Annotated in this window: 27 protein-coding genes; 9 read left to right on the top strand and 18 right to left on the bottom strand. The window is 68.4% G+C overall.

What is annotated here, in order from left to right; genetic code table 11:
• Positions 1-30: 30 nt before the first annotated feature.
• Positions 31-753: a TetR/AcrR family transcriptional regulator gene (locus tag AB0M45_RS01395; RefSeq protein ID WP_364321774.1), complete on the bottom strand. Its 723-nt coding sequence runs from the start codon at positions 751-753 to the stop codon at positions 31-33.
• A 254-nt stretch (positions 754-1007) separates the two neighbouring features.
• Between AB0M45_RS01395 and AB0M45_RS01390 the strand changes: the two genes are divergently transcribed.
• The 5 genes from AB0M45_RS01390 to AB0M45_RS01370 all read left to right on the top strand — a co-directional run bounded on the left by AB0M45_RS01390 (position 1008) and on the right by AB0M45_RS01370 (position 5941).
• Positions 1008-2339: a bifunctional glycosyltransferase family 2/GtrA family protein gene (locus AB0M45_RS01390; protein ID WP_364321383.1), complete on the top strand. Its 1332-nt coding sequence runs from the start codon at positions 1008-1010 to the stop codon at positions 2337-2339.
• Complete coding sequence (locus AB0M45_RS01385) at positions 2336-4480, top strand: glycosyltransferase family 39 protein (protein ID WP_364321380.1); 2145 nt, start codon at positions 2336-2338, stop codon at positions 4478-4480. Before AB0M45_RS01390 ends, AB0M45_RS01385 begins: the two co-directional genes overlap by 4 nt.
• 221 nt (positions 4481-4701) lie before the next feature.
• Complete coding sequence (locus tag AB0M45_RS01380) at positions 4702-4956, top strand: type II toxin-antitoxin system prevent-host-death family antitoxin (protein WP_364321377.1); 255 nt, start codon at positions 4702-4704, stop codon at positions 4954-4956.
• Positions 4953-5327, top strand: a complete 375-nt coding sequence (locus tag AB0M45_RS01375) for a type II toxin-antitoxin system VapC family toxin (protein WP_364321374.1) — start codon at positions 4953-4955, stop codon at positions 5325-5327. Before AB0M45_RS01380 ends, AB0M45_RS01375 begins: the two co-directional genes overlap by 4 nt.
• 248 nt (positions 5328-5575) lie before the next feature.
• A complete protein-coding gene (locus AB0M45_RS01370) occupies positions 5576-5941 on the top strand; it encodes a hypothetical protein (protein WP_364321371.1) in 366 nt (121 codons plus the stop codon).
• Between the two features lie 128 nt (positions 5942-6069).
• Here AB0M45_RS01370 and AB0M45_RS01365 read toward each other — a convergent pair whose 3' ends face one another.
• From AB0M45_RS01365 to AB0M45_RS01330, 8 genes are all read right to left on the bottom strand, one after another.
• The gene (locus tag AB0M45_RS01365) at positions 6070-6771 is read right to left on the bottom strand and encodes a hypothetical protein (protein ID WP_364321368.1); all 702 of its coding nucleotides are present in this window, start codon (positions 6769-6771) and stop codon (positions 6070-6072) included.
• 75 nt (positions 6772-6846) lie between these two features.
• Positions 6847-7461 carry a TetR/AcrR family transcriptional regulator gene (locus AB0M45_RS01360; protein WP_364321365.1) on the bottom strand — a complete coding sequence of 205 codons (615 nt, stop codon included), beginning with the start codon at positions 7459-7461 and terminating at the stop codon, positions 6847-6849.
• A gap of 5 nt (positions 7462-7466) precedes the next feature.
• Positions 7467-8243, bottom strand: coding sequence for an enoyl-CoA hydratase family protein (locus tag AB0M45_RS01355; RefSeq protein ID WP_364321362.1), 777 nt, complete (start codon positions 8241-8243; stop codon positions 7467-7469).
• Between the two features lie 10 nt (positions 8244-8253).
• Complete coding sequence (locus AB0M45_RS01350; protein ID WP_364321771.1) at positions 8254-9441, bottom strand: acyl-CoA dehydrogenase family protein; 1188 nt, start codon at positions 9439-9441, stop codon at positions 8254-8256.
• Positions 9442-9535: 94 nt separating this feature from the next.
• The gene (locus AB0M45_RS01345; protein ID WP_364321359.1) at positions 9536-11599 is read right to left on the bottom strand and encodes a biotin carboxylase N-terminal domain-containing protein; all 2064 of its coding nucleotides are present in this window, start codon (positions 11597-11599) and stop codon (positions 9536-9538) included.
• A gap of 8 nt (positions 11600-11607) precedes the next feature.
• Complete coding sequence (locus AB0M45_RS01340; protein ID WP_364321356.1) at positions 11608-13206, bottom strand: carboxyl transferase domain-containing protein; 1599 nt, start codon at positions 13204-13206, stop codon at positions 11608-11610.
• Positions 13203-14354, bottom strand: coding sequence for an acyl-CoA dehydrogenase family protein (locus AB0M45_RS01335; protein WP_364321352.1), 1152 nt, complete (start codon positions 14352-14354; stop codon positions 13203-13205). The genes AB0M45_RS01340 and AB0M45_RS01335 overlap by 4 nt, the downstream gene beginning before the upstream one ends.
• 70 nt (positions 14355-14424) lie before the next feature.
• Positions 14425-16140 (bottom strand): acyclic terpene utilization AtuA family protein, encoded by a 1716-nt coding sequence (locus tag AB0M45_RS01330; protein ID WP_364321349.1) that lies wholly within the window; start codon positions 16138-16140, stop codon positions 14425-14427.
• A gap of 191 nt (positions 16141-16331) precedes the next feature.
• On the opposite strand from AB0M45_RS01330, the gene AB0M45_RS01325 reads away from it, so the two are divergent.
• Positions 16332-16499 carry a hypothetical protein gene (locus AB0M45_RS01325; protein ID WP_364321346.1) on the top strand — a complete coding sequence of 56 codons (168 nt, stop codon included), beginning with the start codon at positions 16332-16334 and terminating at the stop codon, positions 16497-16499.
• Here AB0M45_RS01325 and AB0M45_RS01320 read toward each other — a convergent pair.
• The 3 genes from AB0M45_RS01320 to AB0M45_RS01310 form a co-directional block, all read right to left on the bottom strand.
• The gene (locus AB0M45_RS01320) at positions 16496-17338 is read right to left on the bottom strand and encodes an adenylate/guanylate cyclase domain-containing protein (RefSeq protein ID WP_364321768.1); all 843 of its coding nucleotides are present in this window, start codon (positions 17336-17338) and stop codon (positions 16496-16498) included. The two genes, AB0M45_RS01325 and AB0M45_RS01320, sit on opposite strands and share 4 nt — an antisense overlap.
• Positions 17339-17766: 428 nt before the next feature.
• A complete protein-coding gene (locus AB0M45_RS01315) occupies positions 17767-18528 on the bottom strand; it encodes an ABC transporter permease (RefSeq protein ID WP_364321343.1) in 762 nt (253 codons plus the stop codon).
• On the bottom strand, positions 18528-19472 hold the full coding sequence (locus AB0M45_RS01310) for an ABC transporter ATP-binding protein (RefSeq protein ID WP_364321340.1): 945 nt from the start codon (positions 19470-19472) through the stop codon (positions 18528-18530). Before AB0M45_RS01310 ends, AB0M45_RS01315 begins: the two co-directional genes overlap by 1 nt.
• A 292-nt stretch (positions 19473-19764) precedes the next feature.
• On the opposite strand from AB0M45_RS01310, the gene AB0M45_RS01305 reads away from it, so the two are divergent.
• Positions 19765-20646 (top strand): alpha/beta fold hydrolase, encoded by an 882-nt coding sequence (locus tag AB0M45_RS01305; protein WP_364321337.1) that lies wholly within the window; start codon positions 19765-19767, stop codon positions 20644-20646.
• Between the two features lie 123 nt (positions 20647-20769).
• On the opposite strand, the gene AB0M45_RS01300 is transcribed toward AB0M45_RS01305, so the two are convergent.
• Positions 20770-21468 carry a MerR family transcriptional regulator gene (locus AB0M45_RS01300; RefSeq protein WP_364321333.1) on the bottom strand — a complete coding sequence of 233 codons (699 nt, stop codon included), beginning with the start codon at positions 21466-21468 and terminating at the stop codon, positions 20770-20772.
• An 84-nt stretch (positions 21469-21552) separates the two neighbouring features.
• Here AB0M45_RS01300 and AB0M45_RS01295 point away from each other — a divergent pair, with 84 nt between their 5' ends.
• Positions 21553-22041, top strand: coding sequence for a DUF6194 family protein (locus tag AB0M45_RS01295; RefSeq protein ID WP_364321330.1), 489 nt, complete (start codon positions 21553-21555; stop codon positions 22039-22041).
• On the opposite strand, the gene AB0M45_RS01290 is transcribed toward AB0M45_RS01295, so the two are convergent.
• The 5 genes from AB0M45_RS01290 to thiO all read right to left on the bottom strand — a co-directional run bounded on the left by AB0M45_RS01290 (position 22035) and on the right by thiO (position 25203).
• Positions 22035-22667, bottom strand: coding sequence for a TetR/AcrR family transcriptional regulator (locus AB0M45_RS01290; RefSeq protein WP_364321327.1), 633 nt, complete (start codon positions 22665-22667; stop codon positions 22035-22037). The genes AB0M45_RS01295 and AB0M45_RS01290 overlap by 7 nt on opposite strands.
• Before the next feature lie 30 nt (positions 22668-22697).
• Positions 22698-22931, bottom strand: coding sequence for a hypothetical protein (locus tag AB0M45_RS01285; RefSeq protein ID WP_364321324.1), 234 nt, complete (start codon positions 22929-22931; stop codon positions 22698-22700).
• A 199-nt stretch (positions 22932-23130) separates the two neighbouring features.
• Positions 23131-23886 carry a thiazole synthase gene (locus AB0M45_RS01280; protein WP_364321765.1) on the bottom strand — a complete coding sequence of 252 codons (756 nt, stop codon included), beginning with the start codon at positions 23884-23886 and terminating at the stop codon, positions 23131-23133.
• Between the two features lie 28 nt (positions 23887-23914).
• Complete coding sequence (gene thiS / locus AB0M45_RS01275) at positions 23915-24133, bottom strand: sulfur carrier protein ThiS (RefSeq protein ID WP_364321321.1); 219 nt, start codon at positions 24131-24133, stop codon at positions 23915-23917.
• Positions 24130-25203: a glycine oxidase ThiO gene (gene thiO, locus AB0M45_RS01270; protein WP_364321319.1), complete on the bottom strand. Its 1074-nt coding sequence runs from the start codon at positions 25201-25203 to the stop codon at positions 24130-24132. Before thiO ends, thiS begins: the two co-directional genes overlap by 4 nt.
• 56 nt (positions 25204-25259) lie before the next feature.
• On the opposite strand from thiO, the gene thiE reads away from it, so the two are divergent.
• Positions 25260-25958 (top strand): thiamine phosphate synthase, encoded by a 699-nt coding sequence (gene thiE / locus AB0M45_RS01265; RefSeq protein WP_364321317.1) that lies wholly within the window; start codon positions 25260-25262, stop codon positions 25956-25958.
• Positions 25959-26068: the final 110 nt, after the last annotated feature.

Here is a 26068-nt window from a genome sequence, read left to right as displayed (position 1 = left end):
GCCTCGGCGTCCGCCCGGGCGGCGCCACGGTCACCTACGGGAAACGGCAAGGTGCAGCGGACGGTCGGCATCGATGACGATGCCGTTCAGCCGTGCGTTCGCCGCCACCAGCGCGGAGATGATCTCGGCGAGGTAGGCGACGAACTGCTCGATCGGCATGGTCGGTGTCTCCAGCCGGTTCGCGCCGAGCCACCAGTCGGTGGCCGAGGCCACCGCGCCGAAAATCGAATAGATGACCAGTTCTGCGCTCGCAATCGGTACCGACTCATCGCCCGATGCCCCAGCGAACAGTTCGGCGGCGCGTTTCGCCGACTGCCTGGCCGATTGCAACGCACGGCCGGAGTCGTCGGATCGTTGCGCGAAGTGGCTGTGCAGGATGAACCGGAAGACGTTCGGGTGCTGTGACACCACCAGCACGTATTCGGACGTTCCGCGGCGGACTAGTTCGCCCGCCGAATCGCTGGTGAGGTCGAAGCTGGCCGTTATTCGATCCCACAGCATGTCGCGGACCCGGTCGACTATCGCGTTGTAGAGGTCGGCCTTGTCTTCGAAATGGCGATACAGCTTCGGCTTCGCCGCGCCGGCCTCCTTGGCGATATCGCCCATGCTGACTTCGGGGCCGAACTTGTCCAGCGCACGGAATGCCGCGTCGACGAACTCCTCGCGGACCTTCCGCCGGTGCTCGCGCCATCGCTCGGTGCGAGCGTCGACACGCTTACGCGGCACCTCGTCTGTTCTCGGGCCGCTGCGCATCACGAATCCGGATGCTACCGCTACCACCGGTACCGATACCCGGCCGTCGGCCGGTGTGGTCGGCCTCGCTCAGCGCTTCCTGGCGTCGGCGCCGCTATCGTCCGCGGCCTTCGCCTTCTTCTCCGCTCGCTTTTCCGCGTCGACCGTACGCTATGTCGGCCTGCCAGAGGCGCATCACCAGCGCGCCCCACCCCCCAGCAACCTCACAGCTCGACCCCAGCTCGGCGCCAGCGTCAGCGTCGACTGTGGTGCGCATGACCGAGACTGTGACCGTCGCGGCGACGGAACGAACCGAGACCACGGGGTCGCCCGTGCTGGACGTGGTGATACCCGCCTACAACGAAGAGACCGACCTGGGCGTGTGCGTGCGCAGGTTGCACGCCTACCTGCGCGACGGGTTCCCGTTCCCGGCGCGCATCACCATCGCCGACAACGCGAGCACCGACGACACGCTCCAGGTGGCCCAGTTGCTCGCCGAGGATCTGTCCGACGTGCGCGTAGTGCACCTCGCCGCCAAAGGGCGCGGCAGGGCGCTGCGGGCAGTCTGGGAACGCTCCGACGCGCAGGTGGTCGCCTATATGGACGTCGACCTGTCCACCGACCTGAACGCGCTGCTCCCCCTGGTCGCACCGCTGATCACCGGCCATTCCGACCTGGCCATCGGTACCCGGCTCGACTCCGCCTCCCGCGTGGTGCGCGGGCCGAAGCGTGAGATCATCTCGCGCTGCTACAACCTGCTACTGAAAGCCTCACTGCGAGCGCACTTCTCGGATGCACAGTGCGGGTTCAAGGCGATACGCGCCGACGTGGCGCGGCGCCTGCTGCCGCTGGTCCGCGACGGGGAGTGGTTCTTCGACACCGAGTTGCTGGTGCTCGCCGAACGGGTCGGGCTACGCATCCACGAGGTGCCGGTGGACTGGATCGACGACCCGGACAGCCGGGTCGACATCATCGACACCGCGCGCAAAGATCTGCGCGGCATCTGGCGGCTCGGACGGGCGTTGGCCACCGGCGCGCTGCCACTGGAGGAACTGCGCCGAGCAGTGGGCCGGGAACCACTGGTGCCCGGCGTGCCTCTGGGCATGGTGGGACAGCTGGTGCGGTTCGCGATCGTCGGCGTGCTGAGCACGCTGGCCTATCTGTTGCTGTATGTCGTGCTGCAACCGGTCACCGGTGCGCAGGTGGCGAACTTCGCGGCGCTGCTGATCACGGCGGTGGCCAACACCGCGGCCAACCGGGCGTTCACCTTCGGGGTGCGCGGCTCGACCGGGGTCGTCGCGCAGCAATTCCAAGGTCTGGTGATTTTCGGGATCGGGTTGGCGCTCACCAGTGGGTCGCTTTTGGCGCTGCATCAGTGGGCGCCGGGCGCCGCGGTGCATCTGGAGCTCTCCGTGCTGATACTGGCGAACCTAGTGGCGACGTTGTTGCGGTTCGTCGGTCTGCGATGGGTGTTCCGCAATGGTGCGGGCGCGGGCGAACAACGCCCCGCATCCTCTGCGCTCGCCGAATCGCCTCGGACGACTCCCCGGCGGCTCGCCGCCGAGCCTGCTCGCATCGCGCTCGACGGTAAAGGAGACCACCTGTGACGGCGACACTCACGGCAACGCCGATCGCGGCCGAACCGCGGCCGAAGTCCGAACTCCGCTGGGAATACCCGGCGCTGGCGGTACTGCTGATCGGCACGACGGTGGCGTATCTGTGCAATCTGAGCGCGAACGGGTGGGCGAACTCGTTCTATTCCGCTGCGGTGCAAGCAGGTTCGGTGTCGTGGAAGGCGTTCTTCTTCGGATCATCCGACGCGGCGAACTCGATCACCGTGGACAAACCGCCCGCCTCGCTGTGGTTGATGGAATTGTCCGTGCGGGCGTTCGGGCTGAACAGCTGGAGCATCCTGGTGCCGGAGGTACTGCTCGGCGTGGCCACCGTCGCGCTGGTGTGGGCTACGGTGCGCAGGCCGTTCGGACCCGCCGCCGGATTGATCGCGGGATCGGCCCTGGCGGTGACCCCCGTCGCGGCGCTGATGTTCCGGTTCAACAATCCCGAGGCGCTGCTGGTGTTCTTGATGGTCGCCGCGGCTTGGGCGATGACGCGCGCGGTGGAGGACGGCCGCTGGCGCTGGCTCGTGCTGACCGGCGCGCTGATCGGATTCGGCTTCCTCACCAAGCAATTGCAGGTGCTGCTGGTAGTGCCGGCATTGGCGCTGACCTACCTGATCGCGGGTCCGCCGAAGCTCGGCAAACGTATTGTGCAACTCTTCGCGGCGGGCGCCGCGATGGTGCTGGCCGCCGGTTGGTGGCTGCTGGCGGTGGAGTTGTGGCCCGCCTCGTCGCGTCCGTGGATCGGCGGCTCGCACGAGAACTCGATCCTGGAGCTGACCCTCGGCTACAACGGGCTGGGACGGCTCAACGGCAACGAACGCGGCAGCGTCGGACCTGGCGGCGAACTGCCGCCCGGCGGCAACGGTATGTGGGGCGACACCGGCATCACGCGGCTGTTCGAACCTGCCCAGGGCGGCCAGATCGCGTGGCTGATCCCCGCGGCACTCATCGCGCTTTTCGTCGGGATCATCTTGTGCGGCAAGAGAGTTCGGACCGATCAGCAGCGTGCTTCGCTGATCCTCTGGGGCGGATGGCTGCTGGTGACCGGGCTGGTGTTCAGCTTCATGGCGGGCATCTTCCATCAGTACTACACCGTGGCGTTGGCCCCGGCGGTCGCCGCGCTGGTCGGCGCGGGTGTGGTGCTGCTGTGGCGGGAGCGCCGTCGGCTGGCAGTACGGCTGGCGGCGGCGCTCGCGGTGGGTCTCACCGCGGCGACCGCGTGGATGCTGTTGTCCCGCAGCGCCGAATGGCAGCCGTGGCTGCGCTGGACCGTACTGGTCGTCGGCGTACTCGCGACACTCGCCGTCGCCTTCCCCGCGCCGCGAAAGCTGGCCATGGTCTCGGCGCTGGCGGTGGCGTTCACCGGCTTGGCCGGGCCGGTGGCCTATGCGGTTGACACGATCGCCACCCCGCACGCCGGTTCGATCCCGTCGGCCGGGCCGAACGTCGCGATGCACGGCAACCGACCTCCGTGGAGCGAGGGCATGAACGGTATGGGCGGTCGACCGCAGGTCGGGCTGGCAACGGATGGCCGCGCCGGTGCCCGGCAAGCGCCGGATGGGCGGTCGCCCGGGTCCGCGCCGATGCCTGGAACGGGTCCGCAGGGTGCGACGCCCGGTGGGATTTCGCTGCCGGGCAATCAAATGCCGGGCACAGGGCCACAAGCCGCGCCCGGTAGTCGGACGCCCAGCACCGGACCGAACCAAGGCATGCCCGGCGGCGTGACCGGAGACGGTGGTCCAGGCCCCGATGGCGGCGGAATGGGCGGGCTCCTCGGAGCCGGTGAGCCGAGCGCGCAGGTCGTGTCCCTGCTCGAACAGAACGGCGGCGACTACACGTGGGTAGCCGCGGCCATCGGATCCAACAGCGCCGCGGGCTTGCAACTGGCCACCGAACTCCCCGTGATGCCGATCGGCGGCTTCAACGGCAGCGACCAGTCGCCGACGCTGGAACAGTTCAAACAGTATGTTGCCGAAGGGAAGATCCACTATTTCGTCGGCGGCGGCCGTGGCGGGCCGGGTTCCTCGAGTTCCTCGCCCAGCGCGCAGATCACGCAGTGGGTCCAGGAGAACTTCACCGCCATGCAGGTGGACGGCGTCACCCTGTACGACCTGACCTCCCCCCGCTGAGATCACGCGATGCGGCCCCCGCCGCCCTGCATACCCGGGCCGCATCGCCGCCCAGCATGGCATGCGCAGAACCGCGCGATGGACGCCGCGCGCGGTCGATCGACGCATCACCGCGATACCCCGATGCCCTGCTCGTCTCCGCACCACTCGACTACGCCCTGTATGCCGACCATTGGCTCCGGCCTCCTTGTGGACTAACCTCTTAGCTAAGGAGGTGTGCAGTGGGGAACGCAGCTGAGCAATTCAACATCCACGACGCGAAGACGCACCTGTCGCGGATTATCGAGCGAGTGGAGCACGGCGAGGAGATCGTGATCAGCCGCGCAGGCCATCCCGTCGCCAAGGTGGTGCCGCTGGTCCGCCGGGCGAATCGCGGTGGTCGCGGATCACTGCGCGGAAAACTGGTCCTCGGTCCGGATTGGGACACCGAGGAGACCAATGCATCCATCGCCCGCGACTTCGGCCTGTTGCCATGAGCCTCTTGCTGGACACCCATGTCGTGCTGTGGTGGCTGACCGACGACCCCGCACTATCCGACGAGATCAAAAACTCGCTCGATCACGATCCGGATGTGTATCTGAGTGCGGCCACTGTCTGGGAGGTCGCCATCAAGCAGGCCATCGGCAAGCTCGAGGGGCCGGACGACCTGCCCGAACGCATTTGCGACAGCGGATTCATTCCGCTACCGATCGACCATGAGCATGCGGTCATTGCTGGACGGCTTCCCTTGATCCACCGGGATCCCTTCGACCGCATACTGATCGCCCAAGCACGATGCGCGAACCTCACCCTTGTCACCCGGGATCCGTATTGCCAGAAATACGAGGTCGACGTCTTGGCGGTGTGATCGTCGGCGGCAGGCATTCTCGGCGGACCTATTCGACATCAGGACAATCACCGCAGTGCTGGGGTTCGCCAGTGTGACCTAGCCGCGAAACGGCGCCGTTCGTTACCACGGTGGGTCATTCAGCGGCAGGCTCTTGGCACCCGGCAAAACGCCAGCGATGATGTTCGGTACGTGACGGCTTCGGGTCGGGAGCCGGGGCCCCGGCCACCATCAGGTCACGCGTACACCGCGAACACTCAGGGAAACAGTTGAATGCTTTTACGAAGCTGGCCGTGACGGTGGTCAGCGCACTCGTCGCAACCGCGCTCGCCGTGGGATTCGCCTCCACCGCGTCGGCGGCGCCGGTGGACAACGCCGCACCGATAGCGGCGGCGACCAGCGAACCTCCGCAGGTGACCTACATCAAGGCGTGCCTGCCGCCCGGTGACACGATCGAACTCCGCACGGGAATCGGCGCGGCCGTCGGAGCCATGATCGGTGCGCTGGTGGGTCTGCCGGTCTTCTTCGTCGGCGCGATCCCCGGCGCGATCATCGTCGGACTCATCGGGGCCGCCATCGGAGCCTCGTCCTACGCCATCGATTCCGGGCGGCTCGAGCAGCAGGGATTGTGCTGATCAGCTGATCCTTTGGACCGGCCTCGCTACCGCCGCGGCGGCGGAAGCGAGGCCGTCGCCATCTTCTGCCCGAATCGGGAGCCGACAGCCGCTCGGTCGGCGTCCATCGCGGGCGCCTTATCGCCGCGCTAACGAGGTGGTTGGGATTCGAGGAGTCGGCGAACGGCCTCGGTGAGGGCGATATTCCTGCCGTACATTTCCGCGATCATCCGTTGCTGCTCATGCAGCACCTCTTGGGATTTCGAGTAGTACGAGGCGAACACGGACGCAGTGACGACGTTGAGCGTCAGGAGCGCCGCGCCCGCGATCAGCAGGCGGACGCCGAATCGTACGGACGCCGACTCGGCGTCGCTCTCCTTCCAAGAGATGTCGGTGTCGGCCACCACCTCGTCACGCACCGTGAAAGCCGGCGGGCCGTCGGTGATCGCGGTGATGGTGTACCTGCGGTTCCTGCGCAGCAAAACGGGTGCGAGCTCTAGGCCGAACGCGGTGATGGAGATGGGCAGCCGGGTGCCGCCCTCGTCCGGAATCAGCGCGACCACCGGAGTACTCACGTCGATCGGCAACGAAGTACCGAGAACGAAGTCATCCGGCCGCACGTCTTTCTGGCCGCGATTGACGAGCGTCGCCACCACGAGGTGTGGGTCGCCGATCACCGCTGCGCCATAGGAGACCCGCAGTGCCTGCGGTCCCGGGACTCCCGAGATCATGCGCCGTGAATCGAAATCGAACCGCACTACATTGCGGCGGCGATTGGCCAAGAAGTAGTAGAACCCGGCGAAGACGCCAACGACCGTCGCCACCAGTGCCGCCACCGGAACCCACACCATGAGTGCAGTGTCCCTGCTCGGACCGACAACCGGAAGACGCTGCGGTGCAGTAATACCCGTCGAACGGCGATGGTCTCAGCGCGGCGCGTGCAAGGCGGCGTGCAGCGTCGCCGCCCACTGCTGCACGATTCGTTTGCGGCGGGCCGAGTCGTCGGTGAGTACGTCGGCCAATCCGAGGCCGCGGGCCATGTCCAGGGTCGCCTGGACCAAGTGATGGGCAACCGGGTCGGAGTCGTCCACGCCGAGGGCGGCGACGGCGCGGCGGTGTGACGCGCGACCGAAGCGGGCCTCCAGCGGGACGATGCGTTCGCGCAGCGCCGGATCGGCGGCGGCGTGCGTCCACACCTGCAGGGCCGCCTTGAACAGCGGACTGGTGTAGGACTCGACCAGCCCCGCCACCACCGCCTCGGTGCGGGCCGGTCCGTCGCCCAGCTCCGCCAGCGTCGCCGCCTCCTGCACGGCATGCCCGCTGCGCGTGTCGAACATGTACTCCAGCGCGGCGGTGATCAGGTCCTCCCTGGTCGGGAAGTGATGCTGGGCCGCGCCACGGGACACCCCGGCGCGCTCGGCGACCACGGAGACCGTCGCGGCCGCCCAGCCCATTTCGGCCAGACAGTCGATGGTCGCCTCGAGCAGGCGCTGCCGGGTGGCTCGGCTGCGATCCTGCTTCGGTTCGTGGGGTGTCGCCATGGTGGCTATCCTGCCCAGGTCGGCGGGCGACGCTGCAAAAAGGACAGCATGCCCTCATGCACTTCGGGGGTACCGAAGAAGCTCGCCGAACGCCGCGCGAGTTCTTCGGCGGAGGAGTCGAACCGAGCGAGGATGTCCGCGTTGACCAGCCGCTTGGCCTCGGCGAGCCCCTGCGGCGACCCCTTGCGCACCTCCCCGCACAGCCGCGCCACCTCGGCCGCCGGGTCCTCGGCGGTGACCGTGACCAGACCGATCTCCTGCGCTGCGGCGGCCCCGAACTTCTCGCCGGTCAGGTAGTACCGGCTGGCCGCGCGCGGGCTGAGCCTCGGCAGCAGGGTCAGCGAGATCATGAACGGCGCCAATCCGATCCGCACCTCGGTGAGCGCGAAGCTGCTGCCCGGCCCGGCCACGACGATGTCGCAGGCGGCCACGATGCCCATGCCACCGGCACGCACGTTGCCGTCGACCCGGGCGATCACCGGCTTCGGCGTCTCCACCAGCCTGCGCAGCACGCCGATCATCACCCGGGTGCGCTCGTCGGCGGCCACGGCCGGATCGGCGTCGCTCGCCTCACTGAGATCCGCGCCCGCGCAGAAGGTGTTGCCGGTGTGCGCGAGCACGATGACGCGCACCTTGTCGTCGGCCGCCGCGTCGTCCAAGCCGCGCAGCAGCTCGGCGACCAGCCTGGACGACAGCGCGTTGCGGTTGTGCGGCGAGTCCAGCGTGAGCGTCGCCACACCGCCGCCCACCTCGTAGCGGACGAACGGACCCGTCTCGGTCATGCGTGTCCTTTCAGTACGACTTCGGCAGGCCCAGCGAGTGCTGCGCGACGAAGTTCAACACCATTTCCCGGCTGACCGGCGCGATGCGACCGATCCGCGCGGCGGCCAGCATGGCGGCCAGCCCCACGTCCCTGGTCAGGCCGGAGCCGCCGTGCGTCTGGATGGCCTGGTCGAGTGCCTTGATGCTGACCTCCGCCGCCGCGTATTTGGCCATGTTGGCGGCCTCGGCGGCGCCCATCTCGTCGCCGGCGTCGTAGAGGGTCGCGGCCTTCTGCATCATCAGCTTGGCCAGTTCCAGTTCGACCTTCACCTGCGCGAGCGGATGCGAAATACCCTGGTGCGCACCGATCGGCGTCTTCCACACCGTGCGTTCCCTGGCGTATTCCACGGCGCGGTCGATGGCGTAGCGGCCGAGCCCGATCGCCATGGCGGCGCCCATGATGCGCTCCGGATTCAGACCGGCGAACAGCTGCATCAGCGCCGCGTCCTCCTTGCCGACCAGTGCGGTCGAGGGCAGACGGACGTCGTCGAGGAACAAGCTGTACTGGTGGTCCGGCTCGATGATGTCCATCTCCTGCGCCGTCTTGGTGAAGCCTTCGGCGTCGGTCGGCACGATGAACAGGGCGGGCTTCAGCTTGCCGGTCTTGTGGTCCTCGGTGCGGGACACAATCAGCACCGCCTCGGCCTGGTCCACCCCCGAGATGAAGATCTTGCGGCCGTTGAGGATCCAGTCGTCGCCGTCGCGGCGTGCGGTGGTGGTGATCTGGTGGGAGTTGGAGCCTGCGTCCGGCTCGGTGATGCCGAAGACCATTTTGCCGGAGCCGTCGGCGAGTTTGGGCAGCCATTCCTGCTTCTGCTCGTCGGTGCCGTACTTGGTGATGATGGTGCCGCAGATCGCCGGGGACACCACCATGAGCAGCAGTCCCGCGCCCTGCGCGGACAACTCCTCCATCACCAGCGACAGCTCGTACATGCCCGCGCCGCCGCCACCGTATTCCTCCGGCAGGTTCACCCCGAGAAACCCGAGTTTGCCCGCCTCGTTCCACAGTTCGTCGAGCGGCTCGTTGTTGCGCGCCTTCGGCAGCACGTAGTCGCGGTAATTGTATTTCGCGGCCAGCGCCGCTACGGCGGCCCGCAGCGCCTTCTGCTCGTCGGTTTCGATGAAACGCCCGCCCGTCGCCCGGCCGCCGCCCCTCATCGAATCGCTGCGCGATGCTGTAGTCATAGCTTCTCCTGTACTTCGTGGGCGCTCTCGCACCCCGTCGGCGCGATGAACACTGCGCGATCGCGTCTCATCGAGGCTCCTGCGTTCCGGTGGTTTCGTCGTTCGAGGCGGGCTCGACGACCGCGAGCACAGCGCCGACGTCCACCTGCTGGCCGACGGTGACGTTGACGGCGCTGAGCACGCCCGCGGTGGGCGCGGCGATGGTGTGCTCCATCTTCATCGCCTCCAGCCACAGGATCGGCTGACCTTGTTCGACGTGGCTGCCGGCTGCGGCCCCGAGCCGGATCACGTTGCCCGGCATGGGGGCCAGCAGCGACCCGGTGGCCACCTGGTCGGCCGGATCGCTGAACCGGGGCAGCCTGCGCACCGCTACCGGGCCGAGCGGCGAGTCGACGTAGACCTGGTCGCCGTAGCGCGCGACCTCGAACTGCCTGCGCACGGGACCGCGCTCGCCCGGAATCGACAGCACGACGTGATCCGGTGCCGATTCGACGAGGCCGAGCCCGTCGTGACCGTCCACCGTGACACCGGCCCGGCTGAATCGGTAGCCCACCTCATGCGTCCCGGTAGTGCGGCTCTCGTACGACTTGCGCTGCGACTGCGATGGCAGGTTCCGCCATCCGCTGGGCAGCCCACCGCCCACGCGCGCGCCGCCGCGGTTCGCCGCGGCGTCGGCGAGTGCGGCGGCCACGATCGACAACGACTCGTAGGATTCCGACGCCAGCGGCGCGGCGAGGGCGGCCAAGCCGTGCGTCTCGAAGAACGCGGTGTCGGTGTCACCGGCCAGGAACGCCGGATGACGCAGCACCCGCACCAGCAAGTCCCGGTTGGTGACCAGACCGTGGATCTTCGCCCGGTGCAGCGCCGCGGCCAGCAATCGCGCTGCCGCACTCCGAGTTTCAGCGTACGAGATGACCTTGGCCAGCATCGGGTCGTAGTGCACGCCGACCACCGAACCGTTCACCACACCCGTATCGAGGCGGACGCCGGGGCGGCCGAGCAGATCGAATTCTGCTGACACCGAAGGAATCTCGATTCGGTGCACGGTTCCGCTCTGCGGCTGCCAGTCGTGCGCCGGGTCCTCGGCATAGAGCCGGACCTCGATCGAATGCCCGTGCATTGCGGGCGGTTCGGCGGCCAAGGCGCCACCAGCGGCGATATCCAGCTGCAACCGGACCAGATCCAGTCCGGTGGTGCATTCGGTGACCGGGTGCTCCACTTGCAGCCGGGTGTTCATCTCCAGAAAGAAGAACTCGCCCTGCTCGTCGGCGAGGAATTCGACGGTGCCCGCGCCGGTGTAGCCGATCGCGCCCGCCGCCAGACGGGCCGCCTCGAACAGCCGCGCCCGCATGCCCTCGGTGCGCTCCACCAGCGGCGAGGGCGCCTCCTCGATCACCTTCTGGTGGCGGCGCTGGATGGAGCACTCGCGCTCGCCCACCGCCCAGATCGTGCCGTGGGTGTCGGCCATGACCTGGACTTCGATGTGCCGGCCGGTCTCCAGGTAACGCTCGCAGAACACCGTCGGATCACCGAACGCGGATTCCGCCTCCCGGCGGGCGGCGTCGATCTGCGGCGCCAAGTCGGCGAGCTCGCGCACCACCCGCATGCCGCGGCCGCCGCCGCCCGCGGACGCCTTGATCAGCACCGGCAGATGGTCCTCGGTGACCTCGGCCGGGTCCAGCTCCGCGAGCACGGGGACACCGGCGGCGTCCATCATCTTCTTCGCGGCGACCTTCGAGCCCATCTGCTCGATCGCCTCGACGGGTGGTCCGATCCAGGCCAGCCCGGCGTCGAGCACCGCTTTGGCGAATTCGGCGTTCTCGGAGAGGAATCCGTATCCGGGGTGGATGGCGTCGGCGCCGGTGGCGAGCGCGGCCTCGATGATCAGCTCACCGCGCAGGTAGGTCTCCGCGGGCGTATTGCCGGGCAGTCGCACGGCGGCGTCCGCCTCGGTGACGTGCGGCGCGGCGGCATCCGCGTCGGAGTACACCGCGACGGTGCTCAATCCCATGCGGCGGCAGGTAGCGAAGACCCGGCGCGCGATTTCGCCGCGGTTGGCGACGAGGACGTTCGTGAGCCCACCCGTCGCCCGGCCGCCGCCCCACACCGAATCGCTACGCGATACTGTCATTTTCGGCCTCACATTCGGAAGACGCCGAAGCCTTCGGCGCCCTTGATCGGGGCATTGTGAATGGCCGACAAGGACATTCCCAATACCGTCCGGGTATCGCGCGGGTCGATGACACCGTCGTCGTAGAGCCGCCCGGACATGAACATCGCCAGCGACTCGGCCTCGATCTGCGCCTCGACCATGGCACGCATCCCGGCGTCGGCCTCCTCGTCGAACGGCAAGCCCTTCGCCTCGGCGGCGGCCCGGCTGACGATCGAGATGACGCCCGCCAGCTGTGCCCCGCCCATGACCGCGGATTTCGCACTGGGCCATGCGAAGACGAAACGCGGGTCATAGGCCCGGCCGCACATGCCGTAGTGGCCCGCGCCGTAGGACGCGCCCATCAGCACCGAGATATGCGGCACCTTCGAGTTGGACACCGCGTTGATCATCATCGCGCCGTGCTTGATGATGCCTTTCTGCTCGTACTCCTTGCCGACCATGTAGCCGGTGGTGTTGTGCAGGAACAGCAGCGGGGTGTCGGACTTGTTGGCCAGCTGGATGAACTGGGTGGCCTTCTGCGACTCCTCGGAGAACAGCACGCCGCGCGCGTTCGCCAGGATGCCGATCGGATACCCGTGCAGCTCGGCCCAACCGGTGACCAGGCTGCTGCCGTAGAGCGGTTTGAACTCGTCGAAATCCGAGCCGTCCACGATGCGCGCGATCACCTCGCGCGGGTCGAACGGGATCTTCAGGTCCGACGGCACGATGCCGAGCAGGTCCTCGGGGTCGTACAGCGGCTCGATCACTTCGGCCCGCGGCACGGGCCCGTGCTTGCGCCAGTTCAGCCGCTTGACGATGGAACGGCCGATGCGGATCGCGTCCTGCTCGTCCACCGCGTAGTAGTCGGCGAGGCCGGAGATCCGCGCGTGCATGTCCGCGCCGCCGAGGGATTCGTCGTCGGACTCCTCACCGGTGGCCATCTTGACCAGCGGCGGTCCACCGAGGAACACCTTGGAGCGCTCCTTGATCATCACCACGTGATCGGACATGCCGGGGATGTAGGCGCCGCCCGCGGTGGAGTTGCCGAACACCAGCGCGATGGTCGGAATGCCCGCCGCCGACGCCTGGGTGAGATCGCGGAACATCCGCCCGCCAGGGACGAAGACCTCTTTCTGCGTGGGCAGATCCGCGCCGCCGGATTCCACCAGCGAGATCACCGGGAGCCGGTTCTCCCGCACGATGTCGTTGATGCGCAGGGTCTTGCGCAGCGTCCACGGGTTCGAGGTGCCGCCGCGCACGGTCGGGTCCGGCGCGACGATCATGCACTCGACGCCCTCCACGACCCCGATGCCCGCGATGGTGCTCGCGCCGACGTGGAATTCGCTGCCCCAGCCCGCCAGCGGGCACAGCTCCAGGAACGGCGAGTCCTCGTCGACGAGCAGTTCGACGCGCTCGCGGGCGGTCAGCTTGCCGCGCTTGCGGTGCCGGGCCAGCTTGTCCGGCCCGCCGCCCGCGATCGCCTTGGCGAACTCGGCCTCGACTTCGACGAGCTTGGCGCTCATGGCTTCCGCGGCCGCGGCGTACTCGGGCGACCCGGTATCCAGGGTGCTTCGCAAGATGGTCATGACTGGTACCCCAATCGCTTCGCCGCCAGTCCGGTGAGTATTTCCGTCGTTCCGCCGCCGATCCCCAGGATGCGCATGTCCCGGTACTGACGCTCGATCTCGGATTCGCGCATGTAGCCAAGGCCACCGAAGAGCTGGACGGCCTGGTTGGCCACCCACTCGCCCGCATCGACCGCGGTGTTCTTGGCGAAGCACACCTCGGCGATCAGGTCGGTCTCGCCTTCGGCGCTGCGCTGCACCACGTCTCGGGTGTAGACCCGGGCGACGTCGATGCGCCGCGCCATCTCGGTGACCGTGTTCTGCACCGCCTGCCTGCTGATCAGCGGGCGGCCGAAGGTCTCGCGGTTGCGCACCCACTCCAGGGTGAGGTTCAGGCAGCGCTGCGCGCTCGAATACGCCTGCACCGCGAGGCCGACGCGTTCGCTGACGAACGCGCCCGCGATCTGCTGGAAGCCGGAGTTCTCCGGGCCGACCAGGTTCTCCGCCGGCACCCGGACGTCCACGTAGGACAGCTCGGCAGTGTCGGAGGCGAGCCAGCCCATCTTGTCCAGCTTGCGGCTGACCGTGAAGCCCGGCGTGTCTTTGTCGATGACGAGCAGCGAGATGCCCGCGGCGCCAGGGCCTCCGGTGCGCACCGCGGTGACCACGAAGTCGGCGCGGACGCCGGAGGTGATGTAGGTCTTGGCGCCGTTGACGATGTAGTGGTCACCGTCGCGGCGGGCGGTGGTGGTGAGGTGCCCGACGTCGGAGCCGCCACCGGGCTCGGTGATCGCGAGCGAGCCGATCTTCTCGCCCGCGAGGGTCGGCTTCACCCAGCGCTCGATCTGCTCGGCATTGCCCGAGGCGATGATGTGCGGCACGGAGATACCGCAGGTGAACAGCGACGCGAACAGCCCGCCGGACGCTCCGGACTGGTGCATCTCCTCGCAGACGATCATCGCGTCCACGCCGTCGCCACCGGAACCGCCCGCGGATTCCGGGAACTGCACGCCGAGCAGGCCGAGCGCCCCCGCCTTCTCGTGCAATCCGCGCGGGATCTCTCCGGCGCGCTCCCATCCGTCCAGGTACGGCAGAATCTCGCGTTCCACGAATCCACGGACCGTGGAACGCAATTCGCGTCGTTCCGGCGTGTCCCAGGGTTTGGCCATGCGGTGTCCTTTCTCGCATGACCGGGGGCCCTGCGTGGTGACGCGAGCTGCTGCCTCCGGGCCTGACCGGTCATGCGAATAGCTCCACGGGAATGTCGAGGTGACGGGACCGCAGCCATTCGCCGAGTCCCTTGGCCTGCGGGTCGAAGCGGGCATGGTAGGCCACCCCTCGACCGAGCAGGCCTTCGATGATGAAGTTCAGGGCCCGCAGGTTGGGCAGGACGTGCCGGGTGACGGTGAGCGGAGCCGCCTCCGGAAGCAGCTCTTTGACGCGCGCCACGGTGAGTGTGTGCACCAGCCAGCGCCATTGCTCGTCGGTGCGCACCCACACACCGACGTTCGCGTCTCCGCCTTTGTCCCCGCTCCGCGCCAGGGCGATCGTGCCCAGCGGAACACGGCGGGTCGCCCCGGCAGACAGCGGCTCGGGCGCGGGCGGCTCGGCGATCTCGGCGAGTTCGGCTGTGTCGGTGGACGGCGCGATATCGACACGGGTGCCGTCCGGAAGCACCGCCGTGTGTGGCACCTCAGCGGCGTCGACGAACCCGGGGGTGAACACGCCGTACGGAGACCCGTTGCCCGGCAGGGTCGTAAAGCTGCATCCCGGATAGCTGGCCAATGCCAGCTCCACCGCCACGTTGGAGAACGCGCGGCCGACCTTGTTCGGATCGGGGTCGCGGACAACGCAGCGCAGCAGCGCACTCGCCTGCTCTTCGGTCGCGGCGTCCGGCCGGTCCAGGCGGGCCAGCGTCCAGGTCAGCTCCGCGGGACGGGTCGGCAGCCAGGATTCCAGCTGACGTCGCGCCAGTTCGGCCTTCGCCTCGATGTCCAAACCGGTGAGCACGAACTCCATCTCGTTGCGGAAACCGCCGAGGGTGTTCAGCGAGACCTTGAGCCGGGGCGGCGGGGCCTCGCCGGTGACGCCGCTGATCAGCACCCGGTCCGGGCCGTCTTGGTCGAGCCGGATGGTGTCCAGGCGGGAGGTCACGTCGGGTCCGGCGTAGCGGGCGCCCTGGATCTCGTACATCAACTGCGCTTCGACCGTGTCTACGGTGACCGCGCCGCCCGTGCCTTGGTGCTTGGTGATCACGCTGCTTCCGTCGGCGCGGATTTCGGCGATGGGGAAGCCCGGCCTGCCCAGGTCGGCGAGTTCGGTGAAGAAGGCATAGTTGCCGCCGGTGGCCTGGGTGCCGCACTCGATGACGTGCCCGGCCACCACCGCGCCCGCCAGCTGGTCGTAATCGGTTCGGCCCCAACCGAAGTGCGCGGCGGCCGGGCCGACTATGACCGACGCGTCGGTGACCCGTCCGGTGACGACGATGTCCGCGCCCGCGTTCAGGCATTCCACGATGCCCCACGCGCCGAGGTAGGCGTTGGCGGTGAGCGGTGCCCCGAAACCGAGGTCACCGGCGCGCGCGACCAAGTCGTCGCCCTCGACGTGCGCGATCTTCGCGTCCAGTCCGAGATCGGCGGCGACCTTGCGCAGTTTCTCCGCGAGACCGGCCGGGTTGAGGCCGCCCGCGTTCGCGACGATGCGCACCTTGCGTTCCAGCGCGAGCCCGAGGCAGTCCTCGATCTGCTTGACGAAGGTCTTCGCGTAGCCGAGGCTCGGGTCCTTCATCCGGTCGCGGCCGAGGATCAGCATGGTCAGCTCGGCGAGATAGTCGCCGGTGAGCACATCGAGCTGCCCGCCTTCGAGCATCTCGCGCATGGCACCGAGCCGATCACCGTAGAAGCCGGAACAGTTGCCGATCCGGAGCACGTCCGGGTCGGCGGCCAGCATACTCATCAGCGGGAATGCCTCCTGTGCGGCGGACCGTCAGGATGGGCCGCATGCCGCATCCGTGGAATCCGCGTTCCGCGACCAGCATCACACTCGGGCCGGAAAAAAGCAAGCATGCGTGCTTGTTAATTGCACACTGAACCACCTCCCGGCGTCCGCACCACCCGCGACGGGGTGACCTGTCCACATGGAGCAAGATGAGCACGGTGCCCAGCGACGTCACCGTGATCGTTCTGTTCGCCCTGGCCGGGTTCCTCGCCGGTGGCGCCTACACCACTTGGAAGACCGCCCGTCCACTGTCCATCGCGCTGGCCGTCTGCGCAGTTCTCGCGGCGGGTGGCGCCCTGGCGTGGTGGCTCGGTTAGTTCCTGGACAGGCGGAAGATCCGCAGGTCGTCCGGAACGCCATTGAGCGGCGCCGCGAAGAAGCTGCGGCGATACGGCTTGACCGCGAGACCGAGATCGTCCAGCGTCTCGGGCCGCAGTGCTTGCAGCGTCGCTTCGGACAGCATGGTGTGCCCGTTGCCGCCCGCCTCCATCACCCGGGCCGCGATCGTCACGTCCACACCTAGCCAGTCGCCGCCGATCTCGCGCGGAGAACCGGTGTGCAAACCGATTCGCATCCGCGGGCTATAGCCCCGGACCTGCACGTCGGCAAGATTGCGCTTAGCGGTCACCGCGGCACGCACGGCCCGGTCCGCCGAGGGAAAGACCGCCATCACGCCGTCGCCCATGCGCTTGACCACCTGGCCGCCGCGCTCGCCGATCGGCGGCTCGATGGCCTTGGCAACCTCGCGCAGCAGTTCGAGGGTGGCCTCGTCACCCGCCGACAGCGACCACCGGGAGAACGCCACCAGATCGGTGAACATCACAGTTATCTCTTGGCTACCTTTGCCGCGACCCACGCGCTCCAGCATCGCCTGCCAGACCTGCAAGGCGCCGAAGCCTATTTCCCTGGCTGCGCTGGGGGCGTCGCCCACCAGTTTGTCGGCCGCCCGCGCGACCGCCCGCGCACCGCCAGGACCGGAAACCGACAGGGGGTCACCGAAAGCAGGATCGCCGGGCAGCTGCTCACGGGCCTTGCGCAGCACACCGATCAGGTCGGCCCGCTGATTGGCGGCGTTCATCAGGGCGGACAGCTGGCCACGCCGCGATCCGCCGGAAGAGCGGGAAGAGTCGAACTCGTCGGCCGGCTCCAACGGAATGACCATTTCGGGCGGTATGTCGCCATCAGCCTCCGGGCCTGGCGCCGACTCGGCGCCGCCGGAAGGAGTTTCGCTCACGCCCCGAGAGTATCTCAGCCGATCCGGCGTCGGCCGGTTAGCAATCATCGCCATCTCTCACCTCCGCGGTGAACGTCAGCGAGCACGTCGTCGGGCCCCGCGATGGATAACGAGCTGGTTGCTGAATCGAGGCTACTCGGCCGAGAATGGGTCTCGGAAGCGGCAGGCGGCATAGTTTCCGGGATGTTCACACGCGCCGTACACAAGGCGATCGGCCCAGCGCAAAGATTCGCACCAGGCCGATCGCCGCACCGTCCGCCGGGCAGTGGCAGACGGTGGACGGAGCGCCGGACCTCCCGACAAGGTCGGCGCTCCCCTACCCGAGTGGCGAGGGAAAGCGACTCGGGTAGCTATGCGTCGCGCTGGTTCGCCGAAATCAGGGCCGCGCCGAAGACGATCGCGACGAAAGTGGCGAAGTAGAGCAAGCTCGCCCAGGGCCCCCAGTGCCAGTTGGCGGTGGACGGGGCCGTGCTGAAGAAGTGGTTCGCGTTCGCGAACGGCAGGAACGGGGTGACATTGCGGCCGAAGCTGCCGAACGCACCGAGCAGGCCCTCGATGAGCAGCGGCCACAGCACGATCAACGAGATCGCGGCGGCGGACTGCCGCACCAGCACGCCGACGCCGACGGCGAGGATGATGCACAGGAAGGCGTAGATCGGGATGCCGTAGACCTCGCGCCAGTCCTCCGGACTGGAGAGGGTCAGGCTCGCGCCCGCCTTCGGGCCGCTGAGCGCCTTGGCCACCAGGTAGGCGAGGAACACCAGAACGGTGGTCAGCAGCGCGCCGTACAGGCCGACCAACCCCGCCTTGGTGAGGATGACCCGGTCCCGATGCGGGGTTGCCTGAAACGTCGTCCGGATGATGCCGAAGCGATATTCGCTGGTCACGGTCAAGGTAGCCATGATCATCAGGACCATGACGCCGAAGCCGCTGATCCCGGCCACCGCGGTAGAGACGGTCATGTCGATCGCGCCTTCCTCGCCGTAGGTGGTCCGCGCCACCCAGGCGAGCAGGGCGGCCATGCCGAGCGCTAGGGCTACCACGATCGCCGAGCACCACCAGGGCGACCTGGTGGAGGTGAGCTTGATTCGTTCCGCTGCCAGTACGCCCATCAGAGCGCGCCTCCCATCACCTGGTCGAAGCCTTCGCCGTGGTACTGCACGGCGCCGCCGGTCATCCGCATGAACGCTTCCTCCAGCGAGGCACGCTGCGGGGCCAGCTCGAACAGCGTGATCTCGTTCTCGGCGGCCAGTTTGCCGACCGCGTCACTGGTCACGCCAGCGACGACGAGCGCAGGGCCGTCGGCGCCCGCGCCGTCTTCGCGGACGGTCATGCCGTTCGAGGTGAGCACGCTGCGCAGCTGGTCCAGCTGCGGACTTCGCACCCGCACCGACTGCTCCGACGCGCGCTCGATGAACTCCTGCGTGGTCGAGTCCGAGATGAGCTTGCCGCGGCCGATGACGACCAAGTGCTCGGCGGTCTGCGCCATCTCCGAGAGCAGATGGCTGGAGACCAGCACCGTGCGGCCTTCGGCGGCCAGTCGCTGCATGAACCGGCGGATCCACAGGATGCCCTCCGGATCGAGGCCGTTGACCGGCTCGTCGAACAGCAGCACCTGCGGGTCGCCCAGCAGCGCGCCGGCCAGGCCGAGCCGCTGCGACATGCCGAGCGAGAACCCGCCCGCGGACTTGCCCGCCACCTCCGACAGGCCGACCAGCCGCAGCACCTCCTCCACCCGGGACTTGGGGATGTCGTTGGACGCGGCCATCCACTCCAGGTGGGCGCGCGCAGACCGGTTCGGATGCACCCACTTGGCATCCAGCAGCGCGCCGACGGCGCGCAGCGGATGGTCCAGCTCGTGGTACTGCTTGCCGTTGATCAGCGCGGTACCCTCGGTGGGCTTGTCCAACCCGAGGATCATCCGCATGGTGGTCGACTTACCCGCGCCGTTCGGCCCCAGGAAGCCCGTCACCTGCCCCGGTCGCACGGTGAAGGACAGGTCCTGCACCGCGACGGTCTTCCCGTAATGCTTGGTCAGGCCTCTCAGCTCGATCATGCTGCCCAGCATTCCGCAAAACCGCGCGGCGCGCGTCGGTAAATAGTGGCGAGTTCGGTCATCCTCGAGGATGAGGGCGATTCCCGGTTCCCGTCGGCCGTCGGCCTACCGAGATGCGCGGGCACGCCGTCGGTCTACAGGCGTCGACACCTGAGTCATCCGCGCAGGGCACAGGCGGTTTCGACCGAACACGGTGTGGAAGTCATCGATGACCGAAGATCAGCGCCGGACGTTCCGGTTTCAGCCCGCTACCAGCTCCGAACCGACCTACCCCAGAAGGAGGATCGTCGGCATGCCCGCACCCGACTCGCAACCGCACCGCCCGTCCTGGGTGCCCGACCAGCTCTACCCGTTCACCGACCACTACCTCGACCTCACCGAGGCCAGGGTCCACTACATCGATGAAGGCGATGGGCCGCCATTGCTGATGTTGCACGGCAACCCCACCTGGTCGTTCCTCTACCGCAATATCGTCATCGGCCTGCGTGACCGCTACCGCTGCATCGCGGTCGACTACCCCGGATTCGGCCTGTCCTACGCGGCGCCGGGCTACCGCTTCACTCCCGCCGAGCACGCCGGCATCGTGGGTCAACTGGTCGAGCGGCTCGATCTGCGCGAGATCACTCTGATGGTGCAGGACTGGGGCGGCCCGATCGGGTTCGCCACCGCCACACGTCATGCGGACCGGTTCACCGCATTCGTCATCGGAAACACCTGGGCATGGCCCAAATCCGACTTGGGAACACAAGCGTTCTCGCGCTTTCTCGGCGGACCGATCGGTGGCTGGCTGATCCGGCAGCGCAATTTCTTCGTCGAACGCATCATCCCCGCCGGAGTCCGCCGCACGACGCTGGACGACACCGTGATGAACGCCTACCGCGGGCCCTTCCCCACCCCCGGCTCCCGCGAGCCGGTGCACGTGTTCCCCCGCGAGATCCTCGCCAGCCGCGATCTGCTCACCGATATCGAACGCAAACTACCGACGGTGACCGACCGTCCCGCGCTGATCGTGTGGGGCACCAAGGACGTCGCCTTTCGCGCCGCCGAACTTCGCCGGTGGGAGGAGTTTTTTCCGCAACATCGCACCGTCGCTCTTGTCGGCGCCGGTCATTACATTCAGGAAGACGCGTCCGACGAGATAGTCGCCGCGATCCGCTCCTGGGCAGCCGCCTGAACCCTGCGCGGCGGTGGGTGCCGCCTTCCGCGCTGATTTCGCAATGTCACTGCCCACCAGGGTCACTGGACTGTCGAGAGTGGAGACTGCATGACAGGCCGCTGAGCCCCGAGCGAAGCTCGTTCAGCGGTTTGCCTCGAGTGCGATCACGGCACCGAGTGCGGCGGCCGCGTCGAGGAGAGCGCGGGAGCGAGCCGTGATGCTCGCGTCCCGGGCTGCCAGCGCGGCTGTGAGGTCTTCGGATCGGTTTCCGCGCGGCAGGTCCGGCATCAAGGTCCGGAGCGTGTCGATGCGGTATCCGGCGCCGCGCAGCTGGTGGACGATCCGCGCATCCCGGACCTGAACCGGCGAGTACCGCCGAATTCCTTGGGCGGCGATGCGATCCGGAACGACGAGACCCTCGGCGTCCCAATGCCGCAAGGTCGACGGGCGCACTCCGAGTGCGGCGGCGAGTTCGGACACGCTCATCGAATCCGACGCGCGCACGTCCTCGATCGGCTCGGCGGAGATCGCCTCGGCCGCCCGCTCGGCCAGCGCGAGGTCGGCACGCTCACGATCGAGCCGGGCGTGCGCAGCATCGAGCAGCGCTAACACCTCCGAGATCGGGCGATCATGCACCGCGCAAACGATCCGCTTGGCCTCGACCGGGCCGACGCCCGCCGCCAGCGCCCGATAGGCCAGCGCGGAACGCAGGTGGATCTCGCCGTATCTGCGATAACCCGCGGCTGTGCGCAGCGCGGTCGGCAGTACCCTGTCTCGCTCCAGGTTGCGGATCTGCTGCACGGAGTAGCCGGAGCGCCGCGCGACATCGACCGTACGCATAGAGGAGTTGAGAGTCGACACCCTTCCATTCCTGGTCTTCCGCAGCGAAGTCTCCACGAGCACCTTAATGTGACGCTGGAGCACATGACCATCGACGAGATCATCGGCTCGGTATCCCGCCTCGACGGAGTCCTCACCCTCCGGCCTGGACCCGGCGACGGCTCACCCGAGATCAGCTGGGGCGACACGTTCTTCTACTACTCGCCGAGCGGGGAAGTGCCGCAAGCAACTCAGCCCTTCGCAACGATCGTGACGAAGAACTATCCGGGCGACGAAAGCTCTTGCCTGGACCGCCCGGATACGTTCCGCGTCAACATCGCCGCCGGAAAGGAAGCCTTCGTCCACTGGACCGGCCACGCACCACGCGAACGAGCTGTCGATGTCGACACCAGCGTCACCGACAGCGTGATCGCCCACCCCGTTTACGGCTCCGCCGGCTGGCTCGCGGTGGTCAACCCAGGCCAACGCGCCGAGGAGGCAATCCGCGAACTGCTCGGCACAGCGTATGAGCGCGCACGCTCCCGCTACGAGAGGCGTGCCGCATCAGCGCACCGGGCCACTCGGTCTCACTGATCGGGTGCGGAGGGTGCGACACCCACGAGTTTGATCAGGAAACGTTCGACCTGCTCGTCCAACGGCGGCCACCGGTGATCGGGTTGGTTCAGCCGCATCGATACCGCGCCGTAGACGGCTGCTCGCAGATCCAGCGCGACAGCGGCCGCGTCGTCGTCCGGAATCGCCCCGGCGTCCATGCATCGCCGGACCGCAGCGACGGTGCCGTCGGCCAACTCTTGCTTGAACGCCATGTCCGTGCGCTGGTTCAGCGTGCTCTCATGCAGGACTTTGTACAACCCGGGATGCCGATACGCCCACTCGCCGAGAACCATGGTGCGAGAACGCAACTGGCTCACCGGGTCGGGGCGCCTCGCCTCGGCTTCCCGCATCGCCTGCATCAACTCGTCGTGACAGCGGTTGAGCACCGCAAGGATCAAGGCGTCGCGATCACCGAAGTGCAGATAGACCGATGTGGCCGCCGTGCCGATCGCCCGTGCCACGGCCCGCATCGACAGCGCCTGATCGTCACCGAGTTCGTCGAGCATCCGCATTGCGGCCGCCACGATGTCTTCGCGTAACCGCTCGCCTTGCCCGCGCGGATTGCGCTCCCGCACCCGCCGATCGTCCGTCAGATCTGCCGCCACGGTCGCCATTGTATTCGAACAGCTGTAGCGCTACAGTCGTAGCGCTACAGCTGTTCGGTTAGAAAGATATCGCGACATCAGCCCACCGGGGTCGCAGCCGGCCGTGGGGTTGTCGATCTCATCGGGCACCGGCATGGAGTAACCGATCGCGGCACCCAGCAGCGCACCGAAGACAGCTCCCGGGATGCTGCCGATCAGCAGCGGTAGCCCGATCAGCGCACCGATCAGGGCGCCGATGCCGGCAGTCTGACCCGCTCGCTGCAAGCGCTACTGATCCCCCGCGTAACTGATGTCCGTACCGGTCGGCACGGCGGAGTTGGTCAACTCCAGCCGACGGCCCTCGTCGGCGACCACGGGCGTCGATCGAGGACCTGGCCCGGTGCTCGCATTCGCTGTCGGCCGGGCCTATGTGGCAATTTCACACCGCTCCTCGGCTCGGCACCAGGCCACATCCGCGGGCGCGCTACAGCGCGGGGGAGGACGCCTGTGCCCAGAACCGCTTCGGAATGCGCCCGGCCAACCGCGCCGCATATCCGGCGCGGACCGCGTCCGCCATGGCCGCTGCCATCAATTCGGGACGGTGCGCCCTGGTCACGGCGGTTGCCAGAAGCACAGCCGAGCAGCCGAGTTCCATGGCAAGCGCGGCGTCGCTGGCGGTGCCGATGCCCGCGTCCAGGATGACCGGGACGTTCGCGGCGGCGACGATCATCTCGATGTTGTGCGGGTTGCCGATGCCGAGGCCGGTGCCGATGGGGGCGCCGAGCGGCATGACCGCCGCGCAGCCCGCGTCCTCCAGGCGGCGGGCCATGATCGGATCGTCGTTGGTGTAGGGCAGCACGACGAAACCGTCGTCGACGAGTTGTTCTGCGGCGGTGAGCAATTCGATCGGGTCGGGCAGCAGGGTGCGCTCGTCGGCGACCACCTCGAGCTTCACCCAGTTGGTGTCCAGCGCCTCGCGCGCCAGCTGCGCGGTGAGCACCGCTTCGGCGGCGGTGCGACAGCCCGCGGTGTTCGGCAGCGGCGCGATGTTCAATCGCTTCAGCAGGTCGAGCACACCGGTGCCGCCCGCGGCGTCGATCCGCCGCATGGCCACGGTGGTCAGCTCGGTGCCGGAGGCGATCAACGCCTCCTCCAGCACGGCGAGGTTCTCCGCGCCGCCGGTTCCCATGATCAGGCGGGAACCGAACGCGCGGTCGGCGATCCGCAGCGGCGCGTCGATCTCCGAGCGCCCCGGCGCGGCCGATTCCTCAGCCACCTTGGACCGCCGTCAGCACCTCGATCTGCCAGCCACGCTCCACCGGTTCGTCCCAGCGCGACTTCGGGAACACCGCCCCGTCCACCGCGAGCGCGACGCCCTTGCACGGCAGGCCGAGGCGTTCCATCAGCTCACGCACGGTGAGCGGCTCGGCGAACTCATGCTCGTCGCCGTTCACCGTGACACCGATGGGGACGGATGACAGCGTCATCGTATTCCTCCTACAGTCGTCGAAAAGCGTTGCGGGTCGGCGGCTTCCGCTTCGGGCAGCGTTGCCCCGCCGAGCAGGCTCGTCACCGCGTCCGCGGTGAGCGGCACGGTCAGCATGCCGTTGCGGCCGTGCCCGGTGGCCGCGACGACCCGGTCGGTGAGCCGGCCGATCAGCGGCAGGTTGTCGGGGCTGCCCGGCCGGGAACCGGCGCCGGCCTCGGCCAGCTCGTATTCGCCGATGCCGGGGAACACCGCCTCCGCGTCGGCGATCAGATCGCGAACACCCGCGACGGTGACCGCGGTGTCGAAACCCGCCTCGTACTGGGTGGCTCCGACGACGATCCCGTCGGCCCGCGGCACCAGATATACCGGCCTGCCGTGCACTCGGGCTCGGATCACCCGTCGCGGCGCGGGAGCGACACCGGGCCGCTGCCGCAGGCGCAGGATCTCGCCCTTGACCGGGTGGACCGGCAGCTCAGGCCACAGCTCGGCCGACGCGGCGCCCGCCGCGAGCACGATCTGGTCGTGCGGAAGGTCCGTCAGCGAATCTACGGATTCGGCGCGCACCACCACGCCCTCCGCCGCGGCCGCCTGACGCAACGCGGCGATCAGCTTACGGTTGTCGATCGCGGGTTCGGTGGGCGCGAGCAGCGCGGCGCGCACCGAACGGGCCAGCGTGGGTTCCAGCTCGCGGACCCCGGCACGATCCAGGATGCGCAGCTGATGGCCGCGTCCGCCGACCCAGTCGGCGACGGTGCGCAGGTCGGCGGCGTCGGCCGCGTCCAGCGCGACGGTCATGGTCTCGTCGGCGACGAAGACCGAGACCCCCGTCGCAGCTTCCAGCCGGGCGGCGAATTCCGGCCAGCGGGCCAGCGAGGCGGCGCCGAATTCGAGCACCCGATCCTCTCCCGGCCAGCCCTCCGACAGTGGTGCGAGCATGCCCCCGGCCACCCACGAGGCGCCGCTGGCCACCGCCGGATCCAGCAGGGTGACCGACCAACCGGCCTCGGCGGCCCGCCAGGCCACGGCGAGCCCGATGGCGCCGCCACCGACGACCGCCAGAGTCCGCATCCGCTCCACCTGCCTCCTATTTCGCATCCCACGGTAGCGCGGCTACCGTCGAAGGCGTGCAACCCTCCCACCCGAACCGACTCGCTTCGCCGCGGGAGCGCCTGGCACGCGCGCGGCTGTATCTCTGCACCGACGCACGCCGGGAGAAAGGCGATCTGGCCAGGTTCGCCGAGGCGGCCTTCGCGGGCGGAGTCGACATCATCCAGCTCAGAGACAAGGGGTCACCGGGCGAAGCGAAGTTCGGTCCGCTGGAGGCCAGGGCCGAACTCGGCGCGCTCGCCGAATTGAAGGCGGCCGCGCGCAGGCACGGCGCACTCGTCGCGGTGAACGATCGCGCGGACATCGCGCTGGCGTCGGGCGCTGACGTGCTGCACCTCGGACAGGGCGACCTCCCGCCCTGGTACGCGCGCCGGATTCTCGGCCCCGACGTGGTGATCGGACGATCCACGCACAACCGCGCGCAGGCCGGGCTCGCCGCGATCGACGAGCACATCGACTACTTCTGCACCGGACCGATCTGGGCGACCCCGACCAAGCCGGGCAGGCAGGCGGCGGGACCCGAGCTGATCCGCTCGACCGCCGACGCCCACCCGACCCGGCCGTGGTTCGCGATCGGCGGAATCAACGCGGAGAACCTGCCGCAAGTGCTGGAAGCCGGGGCGACACGGGTCGTCGTGGTGCGCGCGATCACCGAGGCCCGGGATCCGGAAGCCGCGGCGCGGCAGCTGAAAACGGCGCTGCTGGCGAACGCGTAGGCGGCTGCCTCGCCTCCGCTCGGCCCGGCGCGGGCTATGGACGGACTCCGTCCGGCAGCGCCCTTACTGCGGCTGCCTCTGCCTCCGCTCGGCCCCGGCGCCGGCTATGG

This window comes from Nocardia sp. NPDC051787, assembly GCF_040681325.1.
In the GTDB taxonomy this organism is placed as follows: Bacteria; Actinomycetota; Actinomycetes; order Mycobacteriales; family Mycobacteriaceae; genus Nocardia.
This window is presented reverse-complemented; position numbering and strand designations above follow the sequence as displayed.